Source organism: Psychrobacter sp. JCM 18902, assembly GCF_904846615.1.
GTDB lineage: Bacteria > Pseudomonadota > Gammaproteobacteria > Pseudomonadales > Moraxellaceae > Psychrobacter.
In genome coordinates, this window is record NZ_CAJHBK010000001.1 from 945,092 (window position 1) to 966,391 (window position 21,300).

21 protein-coding genes and 1 pseudogene are annotated in these 21,300 nt (G+C 43.4%); 8 read left to right on the forward strand and 14 right to left on the reverse strand.

Features of this window, described 5'->3' with window-relative positions:
• Positions 1–24: 24 nt before the first annotated feature.
• Both JMY05_RS03905 and aroQ read right to left on the reverse strand, forming a co-directional pair.
• A complete protein-coding gene (locus JMY05_RS03905; RefSeq protein ID WP_045446429.1) occupies positions 25–1,326 on the reverse strand; it encodes an ABC1 kinase family protein in 1,302 nt (433 codons plus the stop codon).
• Positions 1,327–1,460: 134 nt separating this feature from the next.
• The gene (gene aroQ / locus JMY05_RS03910) at positions 1,461–1,997 is read right to left on the reverse strand and encodes a type II 3-dehydroquinate dehydratase (RefSeq protein ID WP_045446432.1); all 537 of its coding nucleotides are present in this window, start codon (positions 1,995–1,997) and stop codon (positions 1,461–1,463) included.
• A gap of 477 nt (positions 1,998–2,474) precedes the next feature.
• Between aroQ and JMY05_RS03915 the strand changes: the two genes are divergently transcribed.
• Both JMY05_RS03915 and JMY05_RS03920 read left to right on the forward strand, forming a co-directional pair.
• Positions 2,475–2,690, forward strand: coding sequence for a cold-shock protein (locus tag JMY05_RS03915; protein WP_011513806.1), 216 nt, complete (start codon positions 2,475–2,477; stop codon positions 2,688–2,690).
• A gap of 290 nt (positions 2,691–2,980) precedes the next feature.
• Entirely contained in the window at positions 2,981–4,135 is a 1,155-nt protein-coding gene (locus tag JMY05_RS03920; protein WP_045446437.1) for a DEAD/DEAH box helicase, read from the forward strand.
• 149 nt (positions 4,136–4,284) lie between these two features.
• Here JMY05_RS03920 and JMY05_RS03925 read toward each other — a convergent pair whose 3' ends face one another.
• The 9 genes and pseudogenes from JMY05_RS03925 to ilvA all read right to left on the reverse strand — a co-directional run bounded on the left by JMY05_RS03925 (position 4,285) and on the right by ilvA (position 11,888).
• Positions 4,285–5,187 (reverse strand): sulfite exporter TauE/SafE family protein, encoded by a 903-nt coding sequence (locus JMY05_RS03925; protein ID WP_201614214.1) that lies wholly within the window; start codon positions 5,185–5,187, stop codon positions 4,285–4,287.
• Between the two features lie 208 nt (positions 5,188–5,395).
• The gene (gene ccoS / locus JMY05_RS03930; RefSeq protein ID WP_201614215.1) at positions 5,396–5,692 is read right to left on the reverse strand and encodes a cbb3-type cytochrome oxidase assembly protein CcoS; all 297 of its coding nucleotides are present in this window, start codon (positions 5,690–5,692) and stop codon (positions 5,396–5,398) included.
• Positions 5,693–5,817: 125 nt separating this feature from the next.
• A complete protein-coding gene (locus JMY05_RS03935; RefSeq protein WP_045446443.1) occupies positions 5,818–6,591 on the reverse strand; it encodes a YdcF family protein in 774 nt (257 codons plus the stop codon).
• Entirely contained in the window at positions 6,581–7,687 is a 1,107-nt protein-coding gene (gene murB, locus JMY05_RS03940; protein ID WP_045446500.1) for a UDP-N-acetylmuramate dehydrogenase, read from the reverse strand. Before murB ends, JMY05_RS03935 begins: the two co-directional genes overlap by 11 nt.
• 134 nt (positions 7,688–7,821) lie before the next feature.
• Positions 7,822–8,319, reverse strand: coding sequence for a low molecular weight protein-tyrosine-phosphatase (locus JMY05_RS03945; protein WP_201614216.1), 498 nt, complete (start codon positions 8,317–8,319; stop codon positions 7,822–7,824).
• 206 nt (positions 8,320–8,525) lie between these two features.
• Entirely contained in the window at positions 8,526–8,966 is a 441-nt protein-coding gene (locus tag JMY05_RS03950) for an RNA-binding S4 domain-containing protein (RefSeq protein WP_045446503.1), read from the reverse strand.
• A 125-nt stretch (positions 8,967–9,091) separates the two neighbouring features.
• Positions 9,092–9,790: an FMN-binding negative transcriptional regulator gene (locus JMY05_RS03955; protein WP_045446446.1), complete on the reverse strand. Its 699-nt coding sequence runs from the start codon at positions 9,788–9,790 to the stop codon at positions 9,092–9,094.
• A 29-nt stretch (positions 9,791–9,819) separates the two neighbouring features.
• Positions 9,820–9,960: pseudogene (locus JMY05_RS13820) on the reverse strand (excalibur calcium-binding domain-containing protein); the annotation flags it as partial.
• A 374-nt stretch (positions 9,961–10,334) separates the two neighbouring features.
• The gene (gene ilvA / locus JMY05_RS03965) at positions 10,335–11,888 is read right to left on the reverse strand and encodes a threonine ammonia-lyase, biosynthetic (protein ID WP_045446449.1); all 1,554 of its coding nucleotides are present in this window, start codon (positions 11,886–11,888) and stop codon (positions 10,335–10,337) included.
• Positions 11,889–12,081: 193 nt separating this feature from the next.
• Between ilvA and JMY05_RS03970 the strand changes: the two genes are divergently transcribed.
• The 5 genes from JMY05_RS03970 (at position 12,082) to rpiA (ending at position 15,913) form a co-directional block, all read left to right on the forward strand.
• Positions 12,082–12,456: an ArsR/SmtB family transcription factor gene (locus JMY05_RS03970; RefSeq protein ID WP_045446452.1), complete on the forward strand. Its 375-nt coding sequence runs from the start codon at positions 12,082–12,084 to the stop codon at positions 12,454–12,456.
• A 125-nt stretch (positions 12,457–12,581) separates the two neighbouring features.
• Positions 12,582–12,986, forward strand: coding sequence for an arsenate reductase (glutaredoxin) (gene arsC / locus JMY05_RS03975; protein WP_045446455.1), 405 nt, complete (start codon positions 12,582–12,584; stop codon positions 12,984–12,986).
• Positions 12,976–13,722, forward strand: coding sequence for an arsenical resistance protein ArsH (arsH, locus tag JMY05_RS03980; RefSeq protein ID WP_045446458.1), 747 nt, complete (start codon positions 12,976–12,978; stop codon positions 13,720–13,722). The genes arsC and arsH overlap by 11 nt, the downstream gene beginning before the upstream one ends.
• 81 nt (positions 13,723–13,803) lie before the next feature.
• A complete protein-coding gene (locus tag JMY05_RS03985) occupies positions 13,804–15,114 on the forward strand; it encodes an arsenic transporter (RefSeq protein ID WP_201614217.1) in 1,311 nt (436 codons plus the stop codon).
• A gap of 139 nt (positions 15,115–15,253) precedes the next feature.
• Positions 15,254–15,913 carry a ribose-5-phosphate isomerase RpiA gene (gene rpiA, locus JMY05_RS03990; protein ID WP_198329851.1) on the forward strand — a complete coding sequence of 220 codons (660 nt, stop codon included), beginning with the start codon at positions 15,254–15,256 and terminating at the stop codon, positions 15,911–15,913.
• Positions 15,914–16,045: 132 nt separating this feature from the next.
• Here rpiA and argF read toward each other — a convergent pair whose 3' ends face one another.
• From argF to dnaB, 3 genes are all read right to left on the reverse strand, one after another.
• Positions 16,046–16,963, reverse strand: coding sequence for an ornithine carbamoyltransferase (argF, locus tag JMY05_RS03995; RefSeq protein WP_055124903.1), 918 nt, complete (start codon positions 16,961–16,963; stop codon positions 16,046–16,048).
• Positions 16,964–17,152: 189 nt separating this feature from the next.
• Positions 17,153–18,259 carry an alanine racemase gene (alr, locus tag JMY05_RS04000; protein ID WP_045446461.1) on the reverse strand — a complete coding sequence of 369 codons (1,107 nt, stop codon included), beginning with the start codon at positions 18,257–18,259 and terminating at the stop codon, positions 17,153–17,155.
• A gap of 164 nt (positions 18,260–18,423) precedes the next feature.
• Positions 18,424–19,827 carry a replicative DNA helicase gene (gene dnaB / locus JMY05_RS04005; protein ID WP_201614218.1) on the reverse strand — a complete coding sequence of 468 codons (1,404 nt, stop codon included), beginning with the start codon at positions 19,825–19,827 and terminating at the stop codon, positions 18,424–18,426.
• A gap of 347 nt (positions 19,828–20,174) precedes the next feature.
• Between dnaB and pdxA the strand changes: the two genes are divergently transcribed.
• A complete protein-coding gene (pdxA, locus tag JMY05_RS04010; protein ID WP_201615337.1) occupies positions 20,175–21,266 on the forward strand; it encodes a 4-hydroxythreonine-4-phosphate dehydrogenase PdxA in 1,092 nt (363 codons plus the stop codon).
• Positions 21,267–21,300: the final 34 nt, after the last annotated feature.

Genomic DNA, 21,300 nt, shown 5'->3' on the forward strand with positions numbered 1-21,300 from the left:
CTTAACACTCTATATTTTATATCGTTATACATCAATGTATTCACTAACGAGCGGTGATAAGTCAATTTCAACACCGAGGTTGACCAAGTTCCAGTATTGTCCTGACACTGTGCGATCTAGCATCATGGTGGTTGCAGAAGGTTGGAATTGACCAAAGTACTTCAACGACGTCCGCATTTGAGCAATGACTTCGTGATGAACCTGACTTTGAGCAAAATCAAAAGCGCCTTGTTGATAAGGTTGAATAGACAGAGGCTTTAGCCCAATGGATAGCCATTTCTCATAAAACTCTCCGGGGATATTTTTATCGTCATCACGGCGAATATCAAGAGCGATGAGATCCTGCTCAAGGGCAGTCACATCTCCTTTAATGGCATGCTTGGCAAAACGGCGGAACAATTGAACTTCGCTGTCACTATAGCTACGAATGCCGCCAAAATCATAAGCCACCACACTGCCATCTTTGCGAAAGGCGAAGTTGCCGGGATGTGGGTCACAGTGCATACGGTATAAGCCAAATAGTTGTCCTGCGGTAAAGTGGAACAGGCGCTTGGCTATGTGTTGTTTGATGTCATTGTCCCAAGTCGCCGCGACGGTTAGGGTTTCTCCCATCTCTTCTGTTAAGGTTAAAATCCGTTTAGAAGAGTGGCTGCTAATGACTTTAGGAATAATAAGACCTTTGTCTTCTGCATGAAATGCGCCAAACACTCGTAAGTTATGCGCTTCTTTAATATAGTCCAATTCATCATGTAAACTTTGGCGAATCTCGTTGAATAGTTGCTCTTGCAACTGTTTGCTCATATTGAGCACACCCGCAATTTTTAGTGCCATGCGTACTTGTTTGAGGTCACTATCACAGTTTTCATCGACATCAGGATATTGGACTTTAACCACCACTTTTTGACCAGATGGCAAAACGGCTTTATGCACTTGACCGATGGAAGCCGCCGCAAACGGTGTTTCATCAAATTCGCTAAATAATTCTGCGACAGGCGCTTTAAGCTCGCGCTCAATTTGTGCGCGTATCTGTGCATAGGGCATGGGCGGCGCATCTTTTTGCAGCTTTTCTAATGCTGTCGCCACTTCTGGTGGGAACACATCTTTATATTGCGAGGCAATTTGCCCGACTTTCATCACCGCGCCTTTCATTTCACCCAACGTTTCGGCTATCTGAATGCCCACATCTTGCATCAGCTCTGAGCGTGCTTGCAAACGTTTTTCTTCGTCACTTGAGAGGTGCTTAAATGAGTTTTTAGCTGCTTTGCCGGCAATGCTTGCTGTCATGCCAGCCAATTTCATAAAGCGCTTTCCAGACGATTTTGCCATTCATATCACCATATAGTGGGTTGTTTGCTCAGCCATAATTTTAGTATTTTAGTCAAACAATTGCTGTTTAACTCGTGTGCTATTGATAAAGTATAGTTATACAATTCATGATTTTCGGTTATCAGAATTAAGCATTAATCGCTGATTGTGACAGAGTAGAGGCTATCAAGCCAGTAGGACAATGCCATTTGATAACCCAGATGCCCCAAACCACAAATAACACCAACAGCGACGTCGCTTAGATAAGAATGATGGCGAAAAGGTTCGCGTGCATGCACATTGGATAAGTGTACCTCTATAAACGGTTTTTGTGTGGCTAAGAGCGCATCACGTAACGCAACCGAGGTATGAGTAAAGGCGGCGGGGTTAATGATAATGGCATCTACTTGCAGCGCGGTATCCGCTAAAAGTCCATGATATTGAATGTCATCTATCAGTTTACCTTCATGATTGGATTGTATACATATCAATTCAATACCGTGCTGAGCTGCGCGGGCGATCAGACGCTCCTCGATATCTGCTAGTGTCGTATGACCATAAATCTCAGGTTCGCGCTTACCCAATAAATTCAAATTGACCCCATTAACGAGCAATAACTTATGAGTGAGTGTTTTATCGGCATTTTGCTTCGAAGGCGTGACGGTTGGTATAGACTGAGAAGGAGAGGTCATAATGGTCTCTATAACGATGAAACGAGGTTGAGGATTTATTATTTGTTATAAGGTTTAGATACTATATAAGCATAAAATGGCATAAGCGTAAAATTGCACAGTTTAATCAAATCTTTCTCTTTATGATAACAGCTTGATGGCGAGGTTATAAAAAAATTACATGAAAAATAAAGCTAAAGGTAAAAAATCATGTTAAAAGTCTTTATGTTGCTAAAAACCCGTGCTATGATATTTTTTATGCAATAATTATTGCAAGTTTGTTGCTACTATCGAAGTAGAGCAATCAGTAAGACGGTCGTTATTTTTGTAAATACTCACTGTGTTGCTACATACCATTATTTGCTATAGATGCGGTATGTAGGTGATAGTAGTGAGGATAGTACTCTTAAGTTTTTGATTTCATCATCTTAGATCCCGTTTATATGCAATGTTGCAAAGGAATTTGGGGCTAAGCGGACTTTTTTAGGAAGCAATATTATGTCAGCTCGTGAGCAAGGTATCGTTAAGTGGTTTAATGACTCAAAAGGCTTTGGCTTCATTCAACGTGACAGCGGAGAAGATATTTTTGTCCATTTCCGCGCGATTCAAGGTGATGGCTATCGTTCTCTAAAAGATGGCGAAAAGGTCGAATTCAGTGTGGTAGAAGGTGATAAAGGTCTTCAAGCTGAAGAAGTCAGAAAAGTAGAAGAGTAATCTATCCAGTCATTAGAGCGGTTTAGCTATAATGTCTGTAGACACTACTGATATACTACTGAGTCAAGCCCGTTTTATCTTACCCATGTTGAGTCAAAATCAGCATGTTTGGTGGGATTAGGCGTTAGGCTTGGCTTTTTTTATGCCCGTATCTCAGTCAGCTATATATAGATTTCATATTGTTGCTGCTTAATTTAGATAGCAATATAACGGGTTATCATGAGCCTATTTATCATGAGTCTACTTATTATTAGTAATGAACAAGTGATTAATTTAAAAGGATATTTTTTTTGAGTAATTTTACCACGTTTACTGATTTACCACTTTCAGCACCGACCTTACGTGCCGTAAGCGATCTAGGTTTTACGGCATTAACGCCCATACAAGCACAAATATTACCGCATACGTTGGCAAATCAAGATGCTATTGGACAGGCGCAGACGGGTACTGGTAAGACGGCAACCTTTCTATTGACTATTATGGAAGCCTTGCTTAAACGTCCTTTTACTAATGATGAAGAGCGTTATTTGGGTGAGCCACGTGCCGTTGTTATGGCGCCCACTCGCGAGCTTGCTCAGCAAATATTTGATGATTGTATCGCTTTGACCAAATATACTTCGCTACACAGCGTTTGTATTATGGGTGGCACCAATTATGAGACTCAGCAGCATGAGCTTGAGCGTCAATATGTCGATATTTTAGTAGCGACACCTGGTCGTTTGATTGATCTTGCCAATAAGGGCATGGTTTATTTAGATCGAGTGGAAGTACTGGTGTTAGATGAAGCAGATCGCATGCTAGATATGGGTTTTATCCCTGACATCAAGCGTTTGGTCGGTCGGATGCCAGCCAATACAGACCGTCAAAGCTTATTGTTTTCTGCAACTTTTAACCAAGATGTGATGAATCTAGCCTATCGTTGGTTACATGAGCCACAATTTGTTGAAATCGAGCCAGAACATAAAACTAGTGAGTTGGTCGATCAGCACTTTTACTTACTGACAGAAGATCAAAAATTAGAAGCGTTGCAGCGTATCATCAGTGATACGGCAGTGGATAAAGTGATTGTCTTTGCCAATCGTAAAGACCAAGTCAAGCGTCTCTATCATAAGCTGCGTCAAGCACATAAAATTGTGATGTTGTCAGGCGATGTCATTCAACAAAAACGCGAAAAGTATTTACAGCGTTTTAAAGATGGTCATGCTTCTGTCTTGGTGGCAACTGATGTCGCAGGACGCGGTATCCATGTCGATGATGTTAGCCACGTGGTTAATTATACTTTGCCTGATCAGCCAGATGATTACGTGCATCGTATTGGTCGTACGGGTCGTGCTGGACAAACAGGTATCAGCATTAGTTTTGTGAGTGAAGATGATGCTTTTAATATACCCGCGCTAGAGAAGCATTTAGATACTAAGTTTACCCTTGAGCAGTGGCAAGAGTAGTGATTTATAAGCCGTCAGTTCTACTATAGTGTACAGCTGTCGGAATCATAAAAGCCCTCAACGTCATGATTGATGTTAAGGGCTTTTTTATATGGCAGATTTTGATGTTAAATGATTTTATATTTTAACAATATCTATTGTCGATGATTCTATTGAGCTTGTTCCATCATTTCAGAATGTTCATCGTGGTTCATGTTGATCGCGCCATCACTCATATCATGCATACTATGATCCATACCTTGGGGAGTTGTGCTGTTATCAGTTGGCATCATATGATGGCTGCTGTGATCCATATTTGTATCCATCGGCATATCCATCATTTGTGAATCGCTCATTTGCATATGATCGCCTTGCATATTGGACATATCATGCCCACCATGCATGCTAGACATTGCTATAGGGACAAACACAACGGCTAAGCCAGATAATACCATGACAGCGCCATTAAGCTGTCTCAAGCGAAAACGTCCAATCTTGTCACGTAACCAGCCAACGGTTTCGTGCGTGGCGACTAGCATCGGTACGGTTCCTAAGCCAAACACAAACATGAGTGCTGCACCGCTTAGTGGATTGTGAGCGACTACTGCAATCAACAATGCACCGTAAACCAATCCGCAAGGCAAAAATCCCCAAAGCAGTCCAGCCGTTAAGGCTCGAGGAAAGGTATTGAGTGGAAATACTTTTTGACGAAGTGGGCTGAGATATTGCCAAAATCGCATACCAAAACGCTCAAGATTTTTTAAAAATGGTGCGCCAAGCATGGTCACGCCGACGAATACTAACACCAAGCCTAGCAAGATACGTGGCGTACTGTTACCTTTCATTAAGGGTTCTAGCACAGTGGTGCCAATCAGTCCTGCCATCAAACCCAAAAATGCGTAACTGGTCAAACGACCTAAATGGTAAGTTGCCACAAGAGCACGGCGTTTGGTAGGGCTGACGTCTTTCATCGATAGCCCAAATGCTGTCACCAGACCGCCACACATGCCTAAGCAATGCGGTGAACCAAAAAATCCCATCAGTAGTGCCGCAATAAGTAAAGCGGTGGTCATGGGGCGATTCTCCTAAAAAATGAAAAGCAAACCTACGCATGCAATCGGCATTTAACCAACACTTAACAGTAGGTTGCGCAGATAGTACAAGCCTTGATAAATGGTTATGGCATTCACCTCGTTCAATGTACTAAGTCGTACTATTTGCGCTCGGTTGCCATATATTCACACTTTCAATAGCTTCTACTATAGATAAGGTAGCTCAATGCTAGATTTTTGGCTGTTTATCAAGGTCAACATGATCAATTGAGTCTATATCAATATGGCTCACCTTATCATCAGCGACTATATCAGTCACTGTGGTATCGTCATTCTGCGAAATAGGCGCTGAGTAATCATGAGCCTGTATGGTTTGCCGTCGCTCTTGGCGATCATCCAATATGATGCGCTGTGATGCATTGTCCAAATCTTCAAACTGGTTTGATTTGACCGCATAGCGTACCGCCCAAATGGCAACCACAAACAGCATGAGACTTAATGGAATTAATAAAAATATACTGAGCATGGTAACTCTCTTAAATAGCATTTTCTTTTATTATTATACACTCATCACAAGTATAGTGGATGACCGGTAGAGATTAGCGTAAGTTCTTAAAAGATATTGAACTGGCTACCTGCTTGTATTTAGCTTTATTCATCAGGTTTTTTTGCTGCGTTACCTCTAGGGGTTAACAGCTGCTGTGAAGTCACGTCGTTGGCATGACGACAGTTCATTTGAGGACGTATCACATCGCGTAAATAAGCGGCAACTTCATAAACAGCGCGTCGAGAATGACTTAAGTTTTGCGCAGGTTTCATCCAGTCACGGCTCACTGGTAAAGGGGCGCTAAGTGGTGTGCTATTGATACCGTTTAAGGCAAACTGTCTACGAGCACGAGCCATATGGTAGCTGTCAGTAATGAGATACACATGACGCAGTGGAATACGTTTGGCGGTAAAACGCGCATTTTCGCAGGTATTCATACTGGCATTTTCGCTTATCAGCCCATCAATACCATGCTCAATGAGCCATTGACCGAGCCACGGCGCTTCAGCACCGCTTAGTACAATAGGTAGGGGTAAGTCGTGATAAGCGCTGGCAGCGGTACGAGCACGGTTGAGGCTGTAGCTATTAAGAATAATTTGATTGTCATGATCATTGGTTAGTCCGCCGCCTAAAACCACATAAGCGGTAGGCGGTGAACTCAAGGCAGCAGCGGGTAGGCTGGGCAATGGCAAAAGCGTAAATAGATAAACAATCGCTTGGGAGAACAGCGGCGTGAATAGGCTGATGAGTACTAAAATAACAGTCGTTGAACCAAGTAAAAAGGTAATATTAATAATACGAAATAGCTTTATCATACGCTCAGCTGAACGCAAGTAATAACGCCATAGTCGCTTAGATAATAGCCGCTTAGACCACATGCTCATCATACCCAATAGAGCCGTCAGTATTTACCCAAACTGGCTCACGCGCTAACTGAATCGCAAATTTTTCATAGACCGTATCGACGATATATCGTTGGGCATCTGCTACATCATCTTGAGTGGCGTGATAAGGGGCATGATTGGTCAGCACCAAGGCTTGCTGCTGATGGGTGAAAATCGGTGCAATACCACCACCTTTCAAGCCTGTCTGTTCAATCAACCAGCCTGCCGCAACCTTTACCATGGCATCAGGCATAGCGTAGCCGACGATAGTAGGGTAGGTCGATTGTAAAGCAGTAAAGTGCGATTGAGAAATAATGGGGTTTTGAAAAAAGCTACCACAATTTGGCAGCTGCTTGGGATTAGGGAGTTTTTGTTGACGAATATCGATAATCGCTTGCATGATATCCGCAGGCACTGGCTGCGTACGATCGTCTTGCTCGGCATAGCGTTGTGCAACGGTTTGCACATCACCATAGCTGGCTAGGATTTTGGTTACATCGGTATGTAATCTGAATCCAACACAGCTGATTAACCAGGTATTAGGCGCACGTTTAAAAATGCTGTCACGATAGCCAAACTCGCAGTCGGCGGCTGTGAGATGATGCCAAGTTTGAGTGGGTAAGTGATAGGCTCGTACATACTGTAAGCAGTCTTCTAATTGGACACCATAAGCACCGATATTTTGTACGGGTGCCGCACCAGTTAGCCCTGGGATTAGTGCCAGATTTTCTAGCCCATACCAACCTTGACTGACCGTATATACCACCAAGTCATGCCAGTTTTCGCCTGCCATCACTGCGATATCGACGTGGCTATCTGTTTGAGCGGTTAGGCTGATACCGCGCATTTGGGGCTGCAATACGATAGCATTCAAATGCGCTGGTAATAACACGTTACTACCGCCAGACAACACAAATAATGGCTTATGTTGCGCTATGTCTTTTTTATAATTTGCCATAAAATCGTCAAGCTGTGCTTCAGACGTCAGTGTCACGACAGTATCCGCGACACAGGCTAAGGCCATGGTATTACCATGTGACAAATCGACTAGTTTACGGGTCAATAAGCTCGCTGGCAAATCAGTGGTCATGGCAAATTGAGTACTAGAATCCAAGTGTGAAACTGAGGTCATAACATAGCCCATGTGGCAGATAGATAATGGATTACACAGTGTTTATTATAAAGGATGAAAGACACAAAGGTGGCAGAAAGTTAGCTTTATCGTTAGCAAGCTTTCCAGCTTTCAATCCACGCTTGTGCGCTTGACTCAATACGCTCAATCACCTCTTCAAAGTCATCACCATCGCCTTTATAAGGATCTGGCACATCGTCGCCGCCATAAGTAGGATCTTCTTCACTAAATAAAGCCAACTTGGGTAAATTGTCTTCTGTCTCTATCAAGCTGTCTTTGATGGCTTGTAAATCAGCTAAATTCTGTGTATCCATCGCTAGAATTAAATCAAAATTACGAAAGTCATCGGCACTGACTTGGCGGGCGACCAGTTTATTGATTTTATAACCATGCGCTTTTGCATGGCGTTGCGAGCGAGTGTCGGGCGCATGACCAATATGCGAGTCACTCGTTCCCGCTGAATCTACTTTGATTGACAATCCAGCAATCGCTGCTTGCTGACGAAAGACTTCTTCAGCCGTTGGCGATCGGCAAATATTTCCCAAACAAACCAATAATACAGAAGACGGAGTACAGGTTTTCATCAGCATAATATGACCTTGTATAACAAAAAAACATGCTATAAGAAACCGGCATGTTAGTGCGGCTTTTATTAGCATGCAATTAATTAAGTAAATCGGCTGTCAGCGTAACGGTTAATGCCTTGAATGGCAAGAGTAGAAGCTAAACAATACGGTCATATGTTCACGAATTTTCGATGATATTATTTATAATCTAAGGTCGTGCTTTGACCAGCTTATTCTTGTTTGTGCTTAAAGCGTTGAAGGTCACGGCGCTCTTTTTTGTTGGGTTTATTATCGGGCCGTGCAAGATTGGCAAGTTTGCGCTGCTCAGCATGATAAGCGCGGCGCTCTTCGCTTTCTTCAGTTTCTGAATACAAAATTTCAGCAGCGAGCGCATTACCACGTTGCGCCGTTAGTGCTTCAACGACCACGGTCTTTTCAGTCATAGCAGTGGCTGAGCCTTGACGAATCTGTAGTTCATCACCAACCATAATCTCTTTACTGGTCTTTACGCGGCTACCCGCATAATGTACCCGTCCGCTTTCGATGGCTTCTTTGGCGAGATTACGTGTCCGATAAAATCGTGCTGCCCACAACCACTTATCGAGGCGCATACGCACGACATCAGGTTTGCTATGGCTAGGCTGATTGTGGTTTTTGTTGTGTTTACTCATCAAAACCTCATCGATATCCATAAAGTAAGATAATATTAATGGAGCTTTTTTTGCAAATTGAAAGAGCACTGCGCTATCAAAATGTTCAAAAATAGATTTTTATGGTGAAGAGCGAAAGTCTCGTCTTAGCCATTATTCTGATTGGCAACTTTCATCGCCATTTCTGCCGCATCATTTGTCTTTAACTGCGCTAAACCATTAATCACACCCGTGATATTTTCTACGGTTTTATTTTGGCTTAATTTAAATTGGGCTTGTATAGAATCGATGGGCAGCTTAAAGCCAATAATCCCTCGGCACATAGCATCGATATAAGTAGCAGGTGCCTCATCTAATGACCAAGGATTGTCGGATAGCACCTCTTGCTGTGCAGTCATGGTTGCTAATATCCATTTCAGCGTCTCGGCGTCTTCAAGCAGTTCAATTTTGGATTGAATATGGACGCTTTGATAGTTCCAAGTGGGCACTTCTTTATGGGTTTTCGCTTTGCTAGGATACCAGTTGGGGCTGATATAGTGTCCAGAATCTTGAAAAATAATTAACCACGCAGTATCTGGTAAGGTGTTCTGATAAATAGGGTTTTTACGACCGAAATGACCGTAAAGATAGCCGTGTTGAGCATTAGAGTTAATATCAGAACCAACACCAACACCAACACCAACACTAGCATCAGGCATAAAGTTATCGTTATGCCAGAAAAGCGGTATATGGCAGGCTTCGATGCCATCTTTGGTTTGAGCAATCAAAGTCGCTAAGGGGTTGGCTGCGATCAATCCAATGATGTTTTCTAGGTTTTCTTCGGCAAAAATAGCAGGAGTATGCATGCTGTTCTCAGTTTATATTTGATATAAAATCAGCGACACCACTGCTGCTCACATGGGATACCATCATTGTTACCATCCATTTTGGTATTCGGGCAGTGTTGTACGAAGTAAGTGGCTTCTGCGCATGACGTCATCTGAGAGCAATGCTTTCTGCCATCACAGGTAAAGCTTGATGCTGATGCTGATGCTGACGACGTGAGTACTGGTTTTACTGCCGAGACTGATGTTGACGTTGCATCTGAGTCGACGTACGTTGGAGGTATATCATCCAGATCAGTTGAGGTAAAAGCAGCGTCAACTGGAGTATCAGTCGCAACGTCAGCAATAGGGTTATTGGTCGTGTTTTTAGGTTGCAGCATCTTATAACCCAAAAGTGCTAAAACCAGTAATAATACAAAGATCAATATCTTTTGAGTCACGGTTTACCACCTAATCATGGTCGCTATGAATTAAGGAAAGCTACCAATGCATAACCACTATTCATTCATCAATGGCGGATTTTTGATGATTAACAAACAGCCATTGATGGATTGATAGTCTATTTTTATTTCAAAAATAATTGATAACCAATATTGTCATTGAGCATGGTGCAATCATAGCCGATATCGAGTAACGCGTCTTGTAATTGACGAGAGTTACCCTCAGACGCTTGCAAACCGACCAATACGCGACCTTCGGCGGCACCATGATTGCGATAATGAAACAAAGTGATATTAAAGTCATCACCCAGTTTTTCTAAAAACTTCAGCAATGCCCCTGGACGTTCAGGGAAAACCACACTTAGTAATTGCTCGTTTGCGACATGCGCATGACCACCAATCAAATGGCGGATATGTGATTTGGCAATATCATCATCGGTCAAATCATGAGCTGTATAGCCATCAGCTGCCAATTGAGTACGAATGGTTTTACGCTCTTTGTCGCCTTCTTTTAGCGCTATACCGACAAATATTGATGCAGGTTCCATAGAGTCAGGTGATTTTTTACTATCGGCGCGATAATTAAACTCAGTAATATTGCGTCCATGTAAGCTACGACAGAAATTTAAGAAAGCGCCTGTCTGCTCAGGAATCGTCACACCAAAGATGGCTTCTTTTTTCTCACCAATCTCAGTACGCTCAGCGATATAACGTAGGCGGTCAAAGTTCATATTGGCACCGCAAATGATGCCAACGCAGTTTTTACCTTGCAGATTATGGGCTTCGATATATTTTTTCATACCAGCAACGGGTAACGCGCCCGCAGGCTCAACGATACTGCGATTTTCTTCAAAGATATCTTTAACCGCCGCGCATACTTCGTCATTGGTACAAGTCACCACTTCAGGCTCGACTAAAGGACCTGATTTATCACTCTTTTGCATGCGGACAATTTCAAATGGCAATTCGCCGATTTGAGCAACTGCCACGCCATCGACGAACAGTCCAACTTGCTCAAGCTTAACGCGCTCATTGGCTTCAAGCGCCGCTTTAAGAGAAGCTGATTGCTCTGCTTCCACCGCAATCACTTTGACATGCGGCGCAACTTCACCTAAGAATGCCGCGACACCTGAGATGAGACCACCACCACCAACCGCAACAAACACATAATCCATGTTGCGCCATTGCTGAGTTAGCTCAAGACCAATGGTACCTTGTCCGGCAATGACCAACTCATCATCGTAAGGGGGGATAAAGGTCAGACCTTCTGTTTCAGCGCGATTGATTGCGTAACGGTTGGCTTCATCGAAGCTATCACCATACAAATCGACATTACCGCCCAGTGCTTTAACGGCATCGACTTTAATGTCAGGTGTGGTGGTCGGCATCACGATGATATTGTTTAGGGCAAGTTTACGCGCAGAATAAGCAACGCCTTGGGCATGATTACCTGCTGAGGCGCAAATGACGCCGCGTACTTTTTGCTCATCACTTAATTGACTAATTCGATTATAGGCACCACGCAATTTAAAGGATTTGACCGGTTGCAAGTCTTCGCGTTTAAAACGAATGTCATTAGCAAAACGTTGGGTCAGCTTGGGCGCCGCTTCAAGTGGTGTTTGAATTGCCACGTCATAGACGGTGGCTTGCAAGATGGCTCGTACCCAATGTGACAGCATAATGATCCCTAATAAAAAGTGTGGATGAATAGAAAATTAAATAGATTAGCCTATGCTGATTTTAACGGTCTTGCAAGACCCTATTGCAGTTTTTGCAGCGATTTCAATTTTTGATGAAATATAGGGTGGTTTTATCTCAATATTTTTTAAATAAAATATTGAATTGTTTCCATATGTCTGTATTATTGGACATATGGAAATAATAAATGCTATCGCAAGCTTTGCTGCGCTCTCTCAAGATACTCGTCTAAAAGCTTTTAGGTTGCTTGTCAGCCAAGAGCCCGTTGGTCTGCCAGCAGGTGAAATTGCTCGCAAACTGTCTGTGCCGCACAATACCATGTCAGCTCATCTATCCGTGTTGGCACGGGCAGGGTGGGTGGTGTCTCAACGGCACAGTCGGCAGATAATTTATCGCGCCTCACTATCACATATGGAGGAGGTTATTCAGTTTCTATTGCAAGATTGTTGTGCGGGACATCCAGAATTGTGTGCGTCTCTTATGGACAGTTTAAGCGGATGTGAGCGTGCTAAACCTGCTGATGCAGACAGTCTTTCAAACCATCAGTAAGCCCATAACTTATTTAACAAACCTCTTTATTACTAGGGCGTATCCTCATTTTTAGCTCATTTAGTCAATTTTTTTAAGATTGAGGACATATCCTAAGCATATTCATAAATATAGGTAAAATTACTATGACATCACTAATTTTTCACAATCCAAAATGTGGTACGTCTCGCAATACATTGGCCATCATGAAAGCATCAGGCGAAAATCCAGAAGTAATTGAATATCTTAAAACCCCACTAAGCCGTGATTATTTAGTTGAGCTATTGGCAAAAATGCAAATTTCACCAAGAGAGCTGTTACGAAGCAAAGAGCCTGTCAATGATGAGCTAGAATTAGACAATCCTGAATTGTCTGACGATCAAATCATTGATGCGATGATTGCCCATCCTATTTTAATCAATCGTCCTATCGTGGTCACCACTAAAGGCGCGGCATTATGCCGCCCATCAGAACGCGTGTTTGCATTACTAGAGAATCCTGTCAGTAGCTTCACTAAAGAAGATGGGGAAGTGATTTATCATGGCAAATAAAACAGCAGATTTAGATGTGATCGATTTGTGTGATTTGCCCAATATTGATGCAGACAGTATACAGCCTATCGATATTGAGTCTTTAATTGGAACAAATGACCCGCGCCATGCGCCTAAAATATTGGTGCTATACGGCTCTCTACGCCAGCGCTCATTCTCTAAACTGGCCAGTGAAGAAGCGAGCCGTCTATTGCGTTGGTATGGTTGTGAGGTTCGAACATTTGATCCGACGGGCTTACCATTGCCTGATGCTGCTGATGCAGATCATCCAAAAGTACAAGAGCTACGAGAGTTGGCGCAGTGGTCAGAAGGTATGCTGTGGGTGAGCCCAGAGCGTCATGGCAGTATGACCAGTATTATGAAAGCACAAATTGACTGGATTCCATTATCATTAGGTGGTGTACGTCCAACCCAAGGCAAAACTTTGGCAGTGATGCAAGTCAGCGGTGGCAGCCAAAGCTTCAATACGGTCAACCAATTGCGCATTCTAGGGCGTTGGATGCGGATGATTACCATACCCAATCAGTCCTCTATTCCTAAAGCTTTTTTAGAATTTAACGACGATGATCGTATGGATAAGTCTCCTTTATATTTGCGTCTCGTGGATGTTTGTGAGGAGTTGGTGAAATTCACTTGGCTGACTCGTGGACGCTCAGCCTATCTGACTGATCGTTACTCTGAACGAGTAGAAAGCGCAGAGGAGCTGTCGCAGCGCGTCAATCAAAAATCACTCTAATGTATCCTCTCATCATTCATTTTCTAATACTTGCTCTTACATAATTGTTCTTATAATAATTAAGCCTAAAAAGGTTACTCAATGATCGCATTGATTATATTTATCGTGACTTTGGTTTTGGTGGTATGGCAGCCCAAAGGGCTGGGTATTGGCTGGAGTGCAATGGGCGGTGCATTGGTCGCCTTGGCTTTTGGCATGGTAAAGCTCTCCGATATTGGTATTGTGTGGGACATCGTTTGGGATGCAACTTTTACCTTTGTGGCGCTTATCATTATCTCGCTTATCTTAGATAAAGCAGGATTTTTTGGGTGGGCAGCACTGCATGTGGCTAGGCTTGGCAATGGGCAAGGACGTTTGCTATTTCCTATGATTGTGATTTTAGGCGCGTTTATCTCGGCATTGTTTGCCAATGATGGAGCAGCATTGCTACTGACACCGATTGTCATCGCTATCTTACTACGTCTTAAATTCTCACCACCATCCGCTTTGGCATTTATCATTGCGACTGGCTTCATTGCTGATACGGCAAGCCTGCCGTTAGTCACTTCTAATCTGGTCAATATTGTTAGTGCCAATTATTTTGACATTGGATTTGGTCGTTATGCTGCGGTTATGGTACCGGTCAATATTGTTTCTGTATTGGCGACGCTCGCCGTATTATGGGTGGTCTATGCGCGGCACATTCCAAAACACTACTCCATTGCTGATTTGAGTGCACCAAAGTCTGCGATTGAAGATCCGCTGGTCTTTAAAGCAGCCTTTCCGCTGCTCGCGTTGCTACTTATTGCCTACTTTACGACTGAGTCATTGGGCATTGCCATCTCCTTGGTGACAGGAGTGACGGCATTAATATTAATGGCAATTGCAGGACGTTGGTGGCAAGGGGGGCGTGATGCCGTTGTTTCTGTATCTGATATCCTGCGTCAAGCACCTTGGCAAATCGTATTATTTTCCATCGGTATGTACTTGGTTGTTTATGGCTTGGGCAATGCAGGATTGACTGCCTATGGTGCTCAAGTTTTGAATTGGCTAGGGCAGCAGGGTACGGTCATCGCAACAGTAGGAACGGGATTCCTCTCTGCTATTGTAGCCTCTGTCATGAATAATATGCCGTCTACTTTAGTAGGTGCACTGGCGATTGATAGTGCGCAAGTACCTGATGCCACTCGAGAGCTCATGATTTATGCCAATGTGATTGGTAATGATTTGGGGCCGAAATTCACACCTATCGGTAGCCTTGCAACTTTATTGTGGCTCCATGTATTGGCAGAAAAAGACTATAAAATCAGTTGGGGGCAGTATATGAAGATTGGACTGCTCATTACCCCGCCCGTACTATTGGTCACGCTACTGGCTTTGGTTGTTTGGTTGCCTTATCTGTCTTCATTTTAAAATTTGAGTGAATGTCTTGCGATTAGCGTGGCTATTACGCTGACATCCATTAAGCTCATCGGGTATAATGGCGGCGCATTTTACCTTTTTACCCTTTACTTTTTTTAAAGCGATACGTTTATTTTGCCAAGGATTTATGATGAGTGATCAGCAAGCACAAAAGCAAGCCGCAGCCAAAGCGGCTCTAAGTTATATCGAAGATGACATGATACTTGGAGTAGGCACAGGCAGTACGGTCAACTGTTTGATTGAATTATTGCCAACTGTAAAGCTTGCTGGCGCGGTGGCTAGCTCACAGGTCACTGAAGACAAACTTCGTGCCCTTGGTATTGAAATAGTTGATTTGAACTTTGCTGGTACGCTTGATATTTATATCGATGGGGCAGATGAGGTCAATGAGCATTTGCAATTGATAAAGGGTGGCGGCGGCGCGCTCACTCGTGAAAAAATCGTGGCAGCGGCTTCTAATAAATTTATATGCATGGTTGATGAGAGCAAAAGCGTTGAGGTGCTAGGTCGCGAGTTTCCTGTTCCTATTGAGGTACTGCCGCAAGCACGTTCTTATGTCGCACGGCAATTAGCCCGTATGGGCGGTGAGCCAGTTTACCGCGAAGATTTTGTGACTGATTATGGTAATGTTATCTTAGATACTTATGATTTGGATGTGAGTAATCCAATAGAGCTTGAAAAAGAGCTGAATAATATTGTGGGTGTGGTGTGTAATGGTATTTTTGCGGCCAATCAAGCTGATGTATTGCTGAAAGCAGGTAGTAATGGTGTGACGACACTTATTCGTTAAAAAATGCTTACTCGTTAAAAATCGGTTAAGCAGTGGCTTATTATTAATCAGAAACGAAAAAGGCAGACCACATTTAGTGTGACCTGCCTTTTTCGTACTTACTCTTCCATAAATAGATTATGGCTACATTTTTTAAAGTTTGATTTTGTCTTTTAGCAAAAATTCCATCAAGGCTTTTTGCGCATGTAAGCGGTTCTCTGCTTCATCCCATACCACTGAGCGTGGGTCGTCAAGCATATCATGAGAGATCTCCTCACCACGATGCGCGGGCAGACAGTGCATAAATACCACTTCAGGATCGGCTTTGTCCAATAGCGATGGCGTTACTTGATAAGCGGCAAAACGGCGCGCACGAGTGTTTTGTTCAGACTCTTGTCCCATGCTTGCCCATACATCGGTGACAATTAAATTTGAATCTTTCGCGGCTTCTTGTACATTTTCGACAATACTGACGCAATGCGAGAAGCGTTTCATCAGCTCAGGGTCAGGCTCAAACCCATAAGGTGCAGCGACGCGTAGCTCAAAACCAAACTGATGGGCTGCTTGCATATAGGAGGCGCACATATTATTACCATCACCGACCCAAGTGACGATTTTATTTTCGATACTACCGCGGTGCTCATAATAGGTTTGCATATCAGCCAGTAGCTGGCAAGGATGAAATTCGTCAGTTAAAGCATTGATAATAGGCACGCTTGAGTATTCAGCAAAGGTCTCAACTTTTTCGTGACCAAAGGTACGAATCATGATGATATCGACCATGCTCGATATGACACGGGCAGAGTCTTCTAGCGGCTCACCACGCCCAAGTTGGGTATCATTTGGCGACAAAAAGATAGCACTACCACCAAACTGACCCATACCCGTCTCAAACGAGATGCGCGTACGGGTTGAGGATTTTTCAAATATCATGCCAAGCGTACGACCAACAAACGGCTGATATATCTCGCCTGCGTGTTGCATTTTGCGCAATTCGCTGGCACGCTTTATAAGGTTTTCTAGTTCTTGTTTGGTTAAATCAGATAAGGTCAAAAAATGGCGCAAACTCATAGTAATCCTAGCAGTCGATCGCAGTCAGTGAAACGTTATCAGTCTTTAATAGCATCGCGTCAGTGCGTATGCTGGGGTGACAACAAACTTTTAGTATAGCGCAATTAGGCTTAATGTAAATGTCCAATTTGCCGTGATTTATAAGTCTGGCAAACAGACATTACCTGAATAGTGATGAGGTCAGCATAATTATACTTGTATGCGATTTGGGCGAATGCTTAGGCGGCATAGTAGCTCGTAGCTAATCGTACCAGCATGTGCGGCGACTTCATCGACGTGCGGGGCATCACCCCACAGTATTACTTTGCTGTCTAATGCAATGTCTTCTGGTGCGGTACTGACATCAATGACAATCATATCCATTGCCACGCGTCCAATGACTGCGCATCGGTAGCTTTTATCGTTGGTAGTATCTATAACAGTGACATAGGCTTCATCGCTGATGACACGAGGGTAACCATCACCGTAGCCGACACTTACCAGCGCTGTTCTAGTGTCTTTCTGCGCTGTCCAACGACTGCCATAGCCAATAGCATTGTCTGCCTGAACTGTTTGCAGAGCGATAATTTGTGCGCTGAAATCCATCGCTGGCTGTAAGTCTAACTCATGCGCGCTTTTATCAATGACAGGGGCGCTACCATATAAAATAATGCCGGGACGTACCCAATCATAATGATGCTCTGGAAAATTAACGATACCAGCTGAATTGCATAATGAGCCTTTGATATCGTTGCTAACAGTCTCTTGCAAAGTGCTTAATACATCTGAAAAACGCTGAATTTGCATTGAGTTTAATGGATGAGTGCTGTCATCGGCATTAGCAAAATGCGTGGCTAGTATCAGCTGATATCCCACTTCATGCAGGCGCTTAGCCGCTGTCATAATACCTTCAGCGTTGAAGCCTAGACGGTTCATACCAGTATTATATTTAAGCCAAACCACTCTGGTCGCACTATTGGCTGGTGGGATATTGTCGAGTGCCCACTGCAATTGCGGCGCATGGTGAATCACGCAGCTAATATCATGCTCAATGGTTTGCTGCCACTCATCAGCGCTAAATGCCCCTTCAATCAAACCAATGGTTTTGTCCCAGCCTAACTGCCGAGCTTCTAGCGCCTCAGTCAAGGTTGCAACACCAACACCGTCTGCTTGTTGCAATGCAGGCAATACCGCTGCCACGCCATGTCCGTAAGCGTTAGACTTGACCATGGCGAGAACTTTAGAGTTTGCTGCTATTTTCTTAACTTGGTTTAAGTTGTGAGTAATGGCTTGTGGTTTGATTATGATAGTACGCATAATTGGCTTCTTTATAAGTAGAATTATGAAGTTATAAAGCCAGTACTGCATCAATTGGGCTAATGCAGCACTGGCTATTTTATTAAAAACTATTTGTTCGCTTATGATTAAGCTTCAGTCTTTATCAGGCTTAGCTTTATTAGGCTAAAATTTTATAAGATTGATTACTCGTCGTTCTCGAAACTGACATTTTGATAGTATTCTGGCGTTAGGTTAATAAAGCGGGTAAATTGCCCTTCAAAGCCCAAACGTATGGTGCCGATAGGGCCGTTACGCTGCTTACCAATAATGATTTCAGCCACGCCTTTGTGGTCTGTATTCTCATTATAAACCTCATCACGATAGATGAACATAATCAAATCGGCATCCTGCTCAATCGCACCCGATTCACGCAAATCCGACATAATAGGGCGCTTGTTAGGGCGGTTTTCTAGACTGCGGTTAAGCTGCGACAAAGCGATAACAGGGCATTCAAGTTCACGTGCTAGCGCTTTCAAACTACGTGAAATCTCAGAGATTTCCCCAACACGGTTGCCATCTAGGTTTGGCACTTTCATCAACTGCAGATAATCGACGACGATGGCGCCAAGCTTGCCATCATGGTTTTTGGCGATACGGCGGCAGCGTGAACGCATCTCAGAGGGTGGCAAAGCAGTACTATCATCAATATAGAGATGTTTAGATTGCAAGTGCTGAATGGCGTTCATCATTTTTGCCCATTCATCTTCATTCATTTGCCCAGAACGCAGATGCGTCTGATTAATCGCGCCCCATGAGGACAGCAAACGCATGACGATAGACTCAGCAGGCATCTCCATCGAAAACACCACAACAGGCAGATCTTCGTTAAATAAAATACCTTCTGCCAAGTTCATGGCAAAAGTGGTTTTACCCATAGAAGGGCGCGCAGCTACAATGATTAAGTCACCTGCCTGCAAGCCTTGGGTTTTATTATTCAACTCAGCAAACGGCGTCTGTAAACCAATCATGCCATCGGGATTGGATTTTAGCTCTTGAATCTTATCAATAACGTTGGTCAAAACAGCCGTGATACCCACAGGTCCACGCTGTTCGGCGCGTTTATTATGCTGCTCATTGATACTAAATATCTTACCCTCAACACTGTCTAAAATATCACTGACGGTCTGGTCTTTAGGATTATAGGCGAGCGTAAGCATCTCATTGCCAGTCGTAATCAGTTGGCGTAGAGTAGATAGTTCACGAACGCGCTGAGCATAGGCGGTCAGGTTAAACAAGGTCGCAGGGCTTTGGCTCAAAATATCTGCCAAGTAGCTATCGCCGCCTGCACTTTTAAGGAGTTTTTGTGCTTCTAGCCAGTCGTGTACCATGACCGTATCATAGGGTTCGTTGACTGCCGCTAAATGAGCAATAGCATCAAAAATATACTGATGTCGCCCTGCATAAAAATCATCTTTGGTAACGATATCAGTAATCTTGTCGTACGCCTCTTCGATACTCATTAAGGACGCGAGCAATGCCTTTTCAATATCGATATTGTGCGGCGGTGTCTGATTGAGTAAGTCGTCGGTTTTTTCGTTGTCTGCCATGATTGCCTAATGTGTCAAAAGTCGATATAAAAGAGGGTATAAATGAGTGTGTGACATCAGGGTTTTATTGGGTGCTGATACAGCAAATAAAACGCCAAATGTCACTATAATTGAAGTACCAAAACCTGAGCTCGGTGTTGACTGGTAAATGCTATAATGAAAAGCGAAAGTTTAACACATAATAGGCTTTTTTCGGCACCCATAGACAACTATCTATTCTAGATGACGGTTGTAATAAGTAAAAAATTATCTATACAATATAAGTGTCAGTACTTATTTTTCCCATAAAAAATACAATAAAATTCACGACTCAATATAAATATAAAGGCGTAGTTACGATGCAAGATATACAAAAAAAATTGCCATTATTAATCACAACTGGTGAGCCTGCTGGTATTGGAATGGATATCGTGCTGCTATTAGCGGCTGAGGGTAAATTGCAAGATTTTGAACGCCCAATTTGGGTCACCGCCGATAGCACCGCTATGACAAAGCGTGCAGATGAGTTGGTTACAGCTGATGTATTGAAAAACCTTCCCATCTGGCAAACTATTGATATCGATACCGATGACTTTAATTTTAACGTTGTAGAGCAGATGTCGCAGCCAGATACTGACGTGGATAGTTCTTTTATTCTGCTTAATATATCTTGTGCTGAGCCAGTAGTCTGCGGACAAATTAACACGCGCAATTCGGCAATGGTTGCTAAGCAGTTAGACGTTGCCCATCAGTTGGCAACCAACAAAATAGTGGCCGCTATCGTCACTGGACCATTGCAAAAGTCCGCACTGATAGAAGCTGATATTAAGCTATTAGATGGCACAATGTTTAGCGGTCATACAGAGTTTTTTATGCAGCAAAGTGGCTGTGATAAAGTGGTTATGATGCTCGCCAATCAAGCCATGAAAGTCGCGCTTGTCACCACTCATTTACCACTAAAAGATATCCCTGCTGCAATCACGTCTGACAATGTACGCCAAACGGTACAAACTGTCGTCGATGAGATGAAAGCAAAATTTGGCTTAACGCAGCCACGTATTTTAGTCTGTGGTCTTAATCCACATGCAGGCGAGGGTGGGCATCTAGGTATAGAAGAGATTGAAATCATCAATCCCGTATTACATGAGTTTATCAAAGCAGACGTCGATATATCAGAGGCAATGCCAGCGGATACGTTATTTACACCCAGACATCTAGCCAACTGTGATGCGGTGATTGCGATGTATCATGACCAAGGGTTGCCAGTGCTGAAATCACATGGTTTTGGTGATACGGTTAATCTGACTTTAGGTTTGCCTTATATTCGCACCTCAGTTGATCACGGTACGGCGCTTGATTTAGCGGGACGCGGCGGCGCAAGTGCGACTAGCTTATACCAAGCACTATCAATGGCAAACGAGATGGCGGATAAATCGCTTATTAATAGACCTCTTGCATAAGTCGGTGCCTTAGCGACATTTATCACGCAGTATT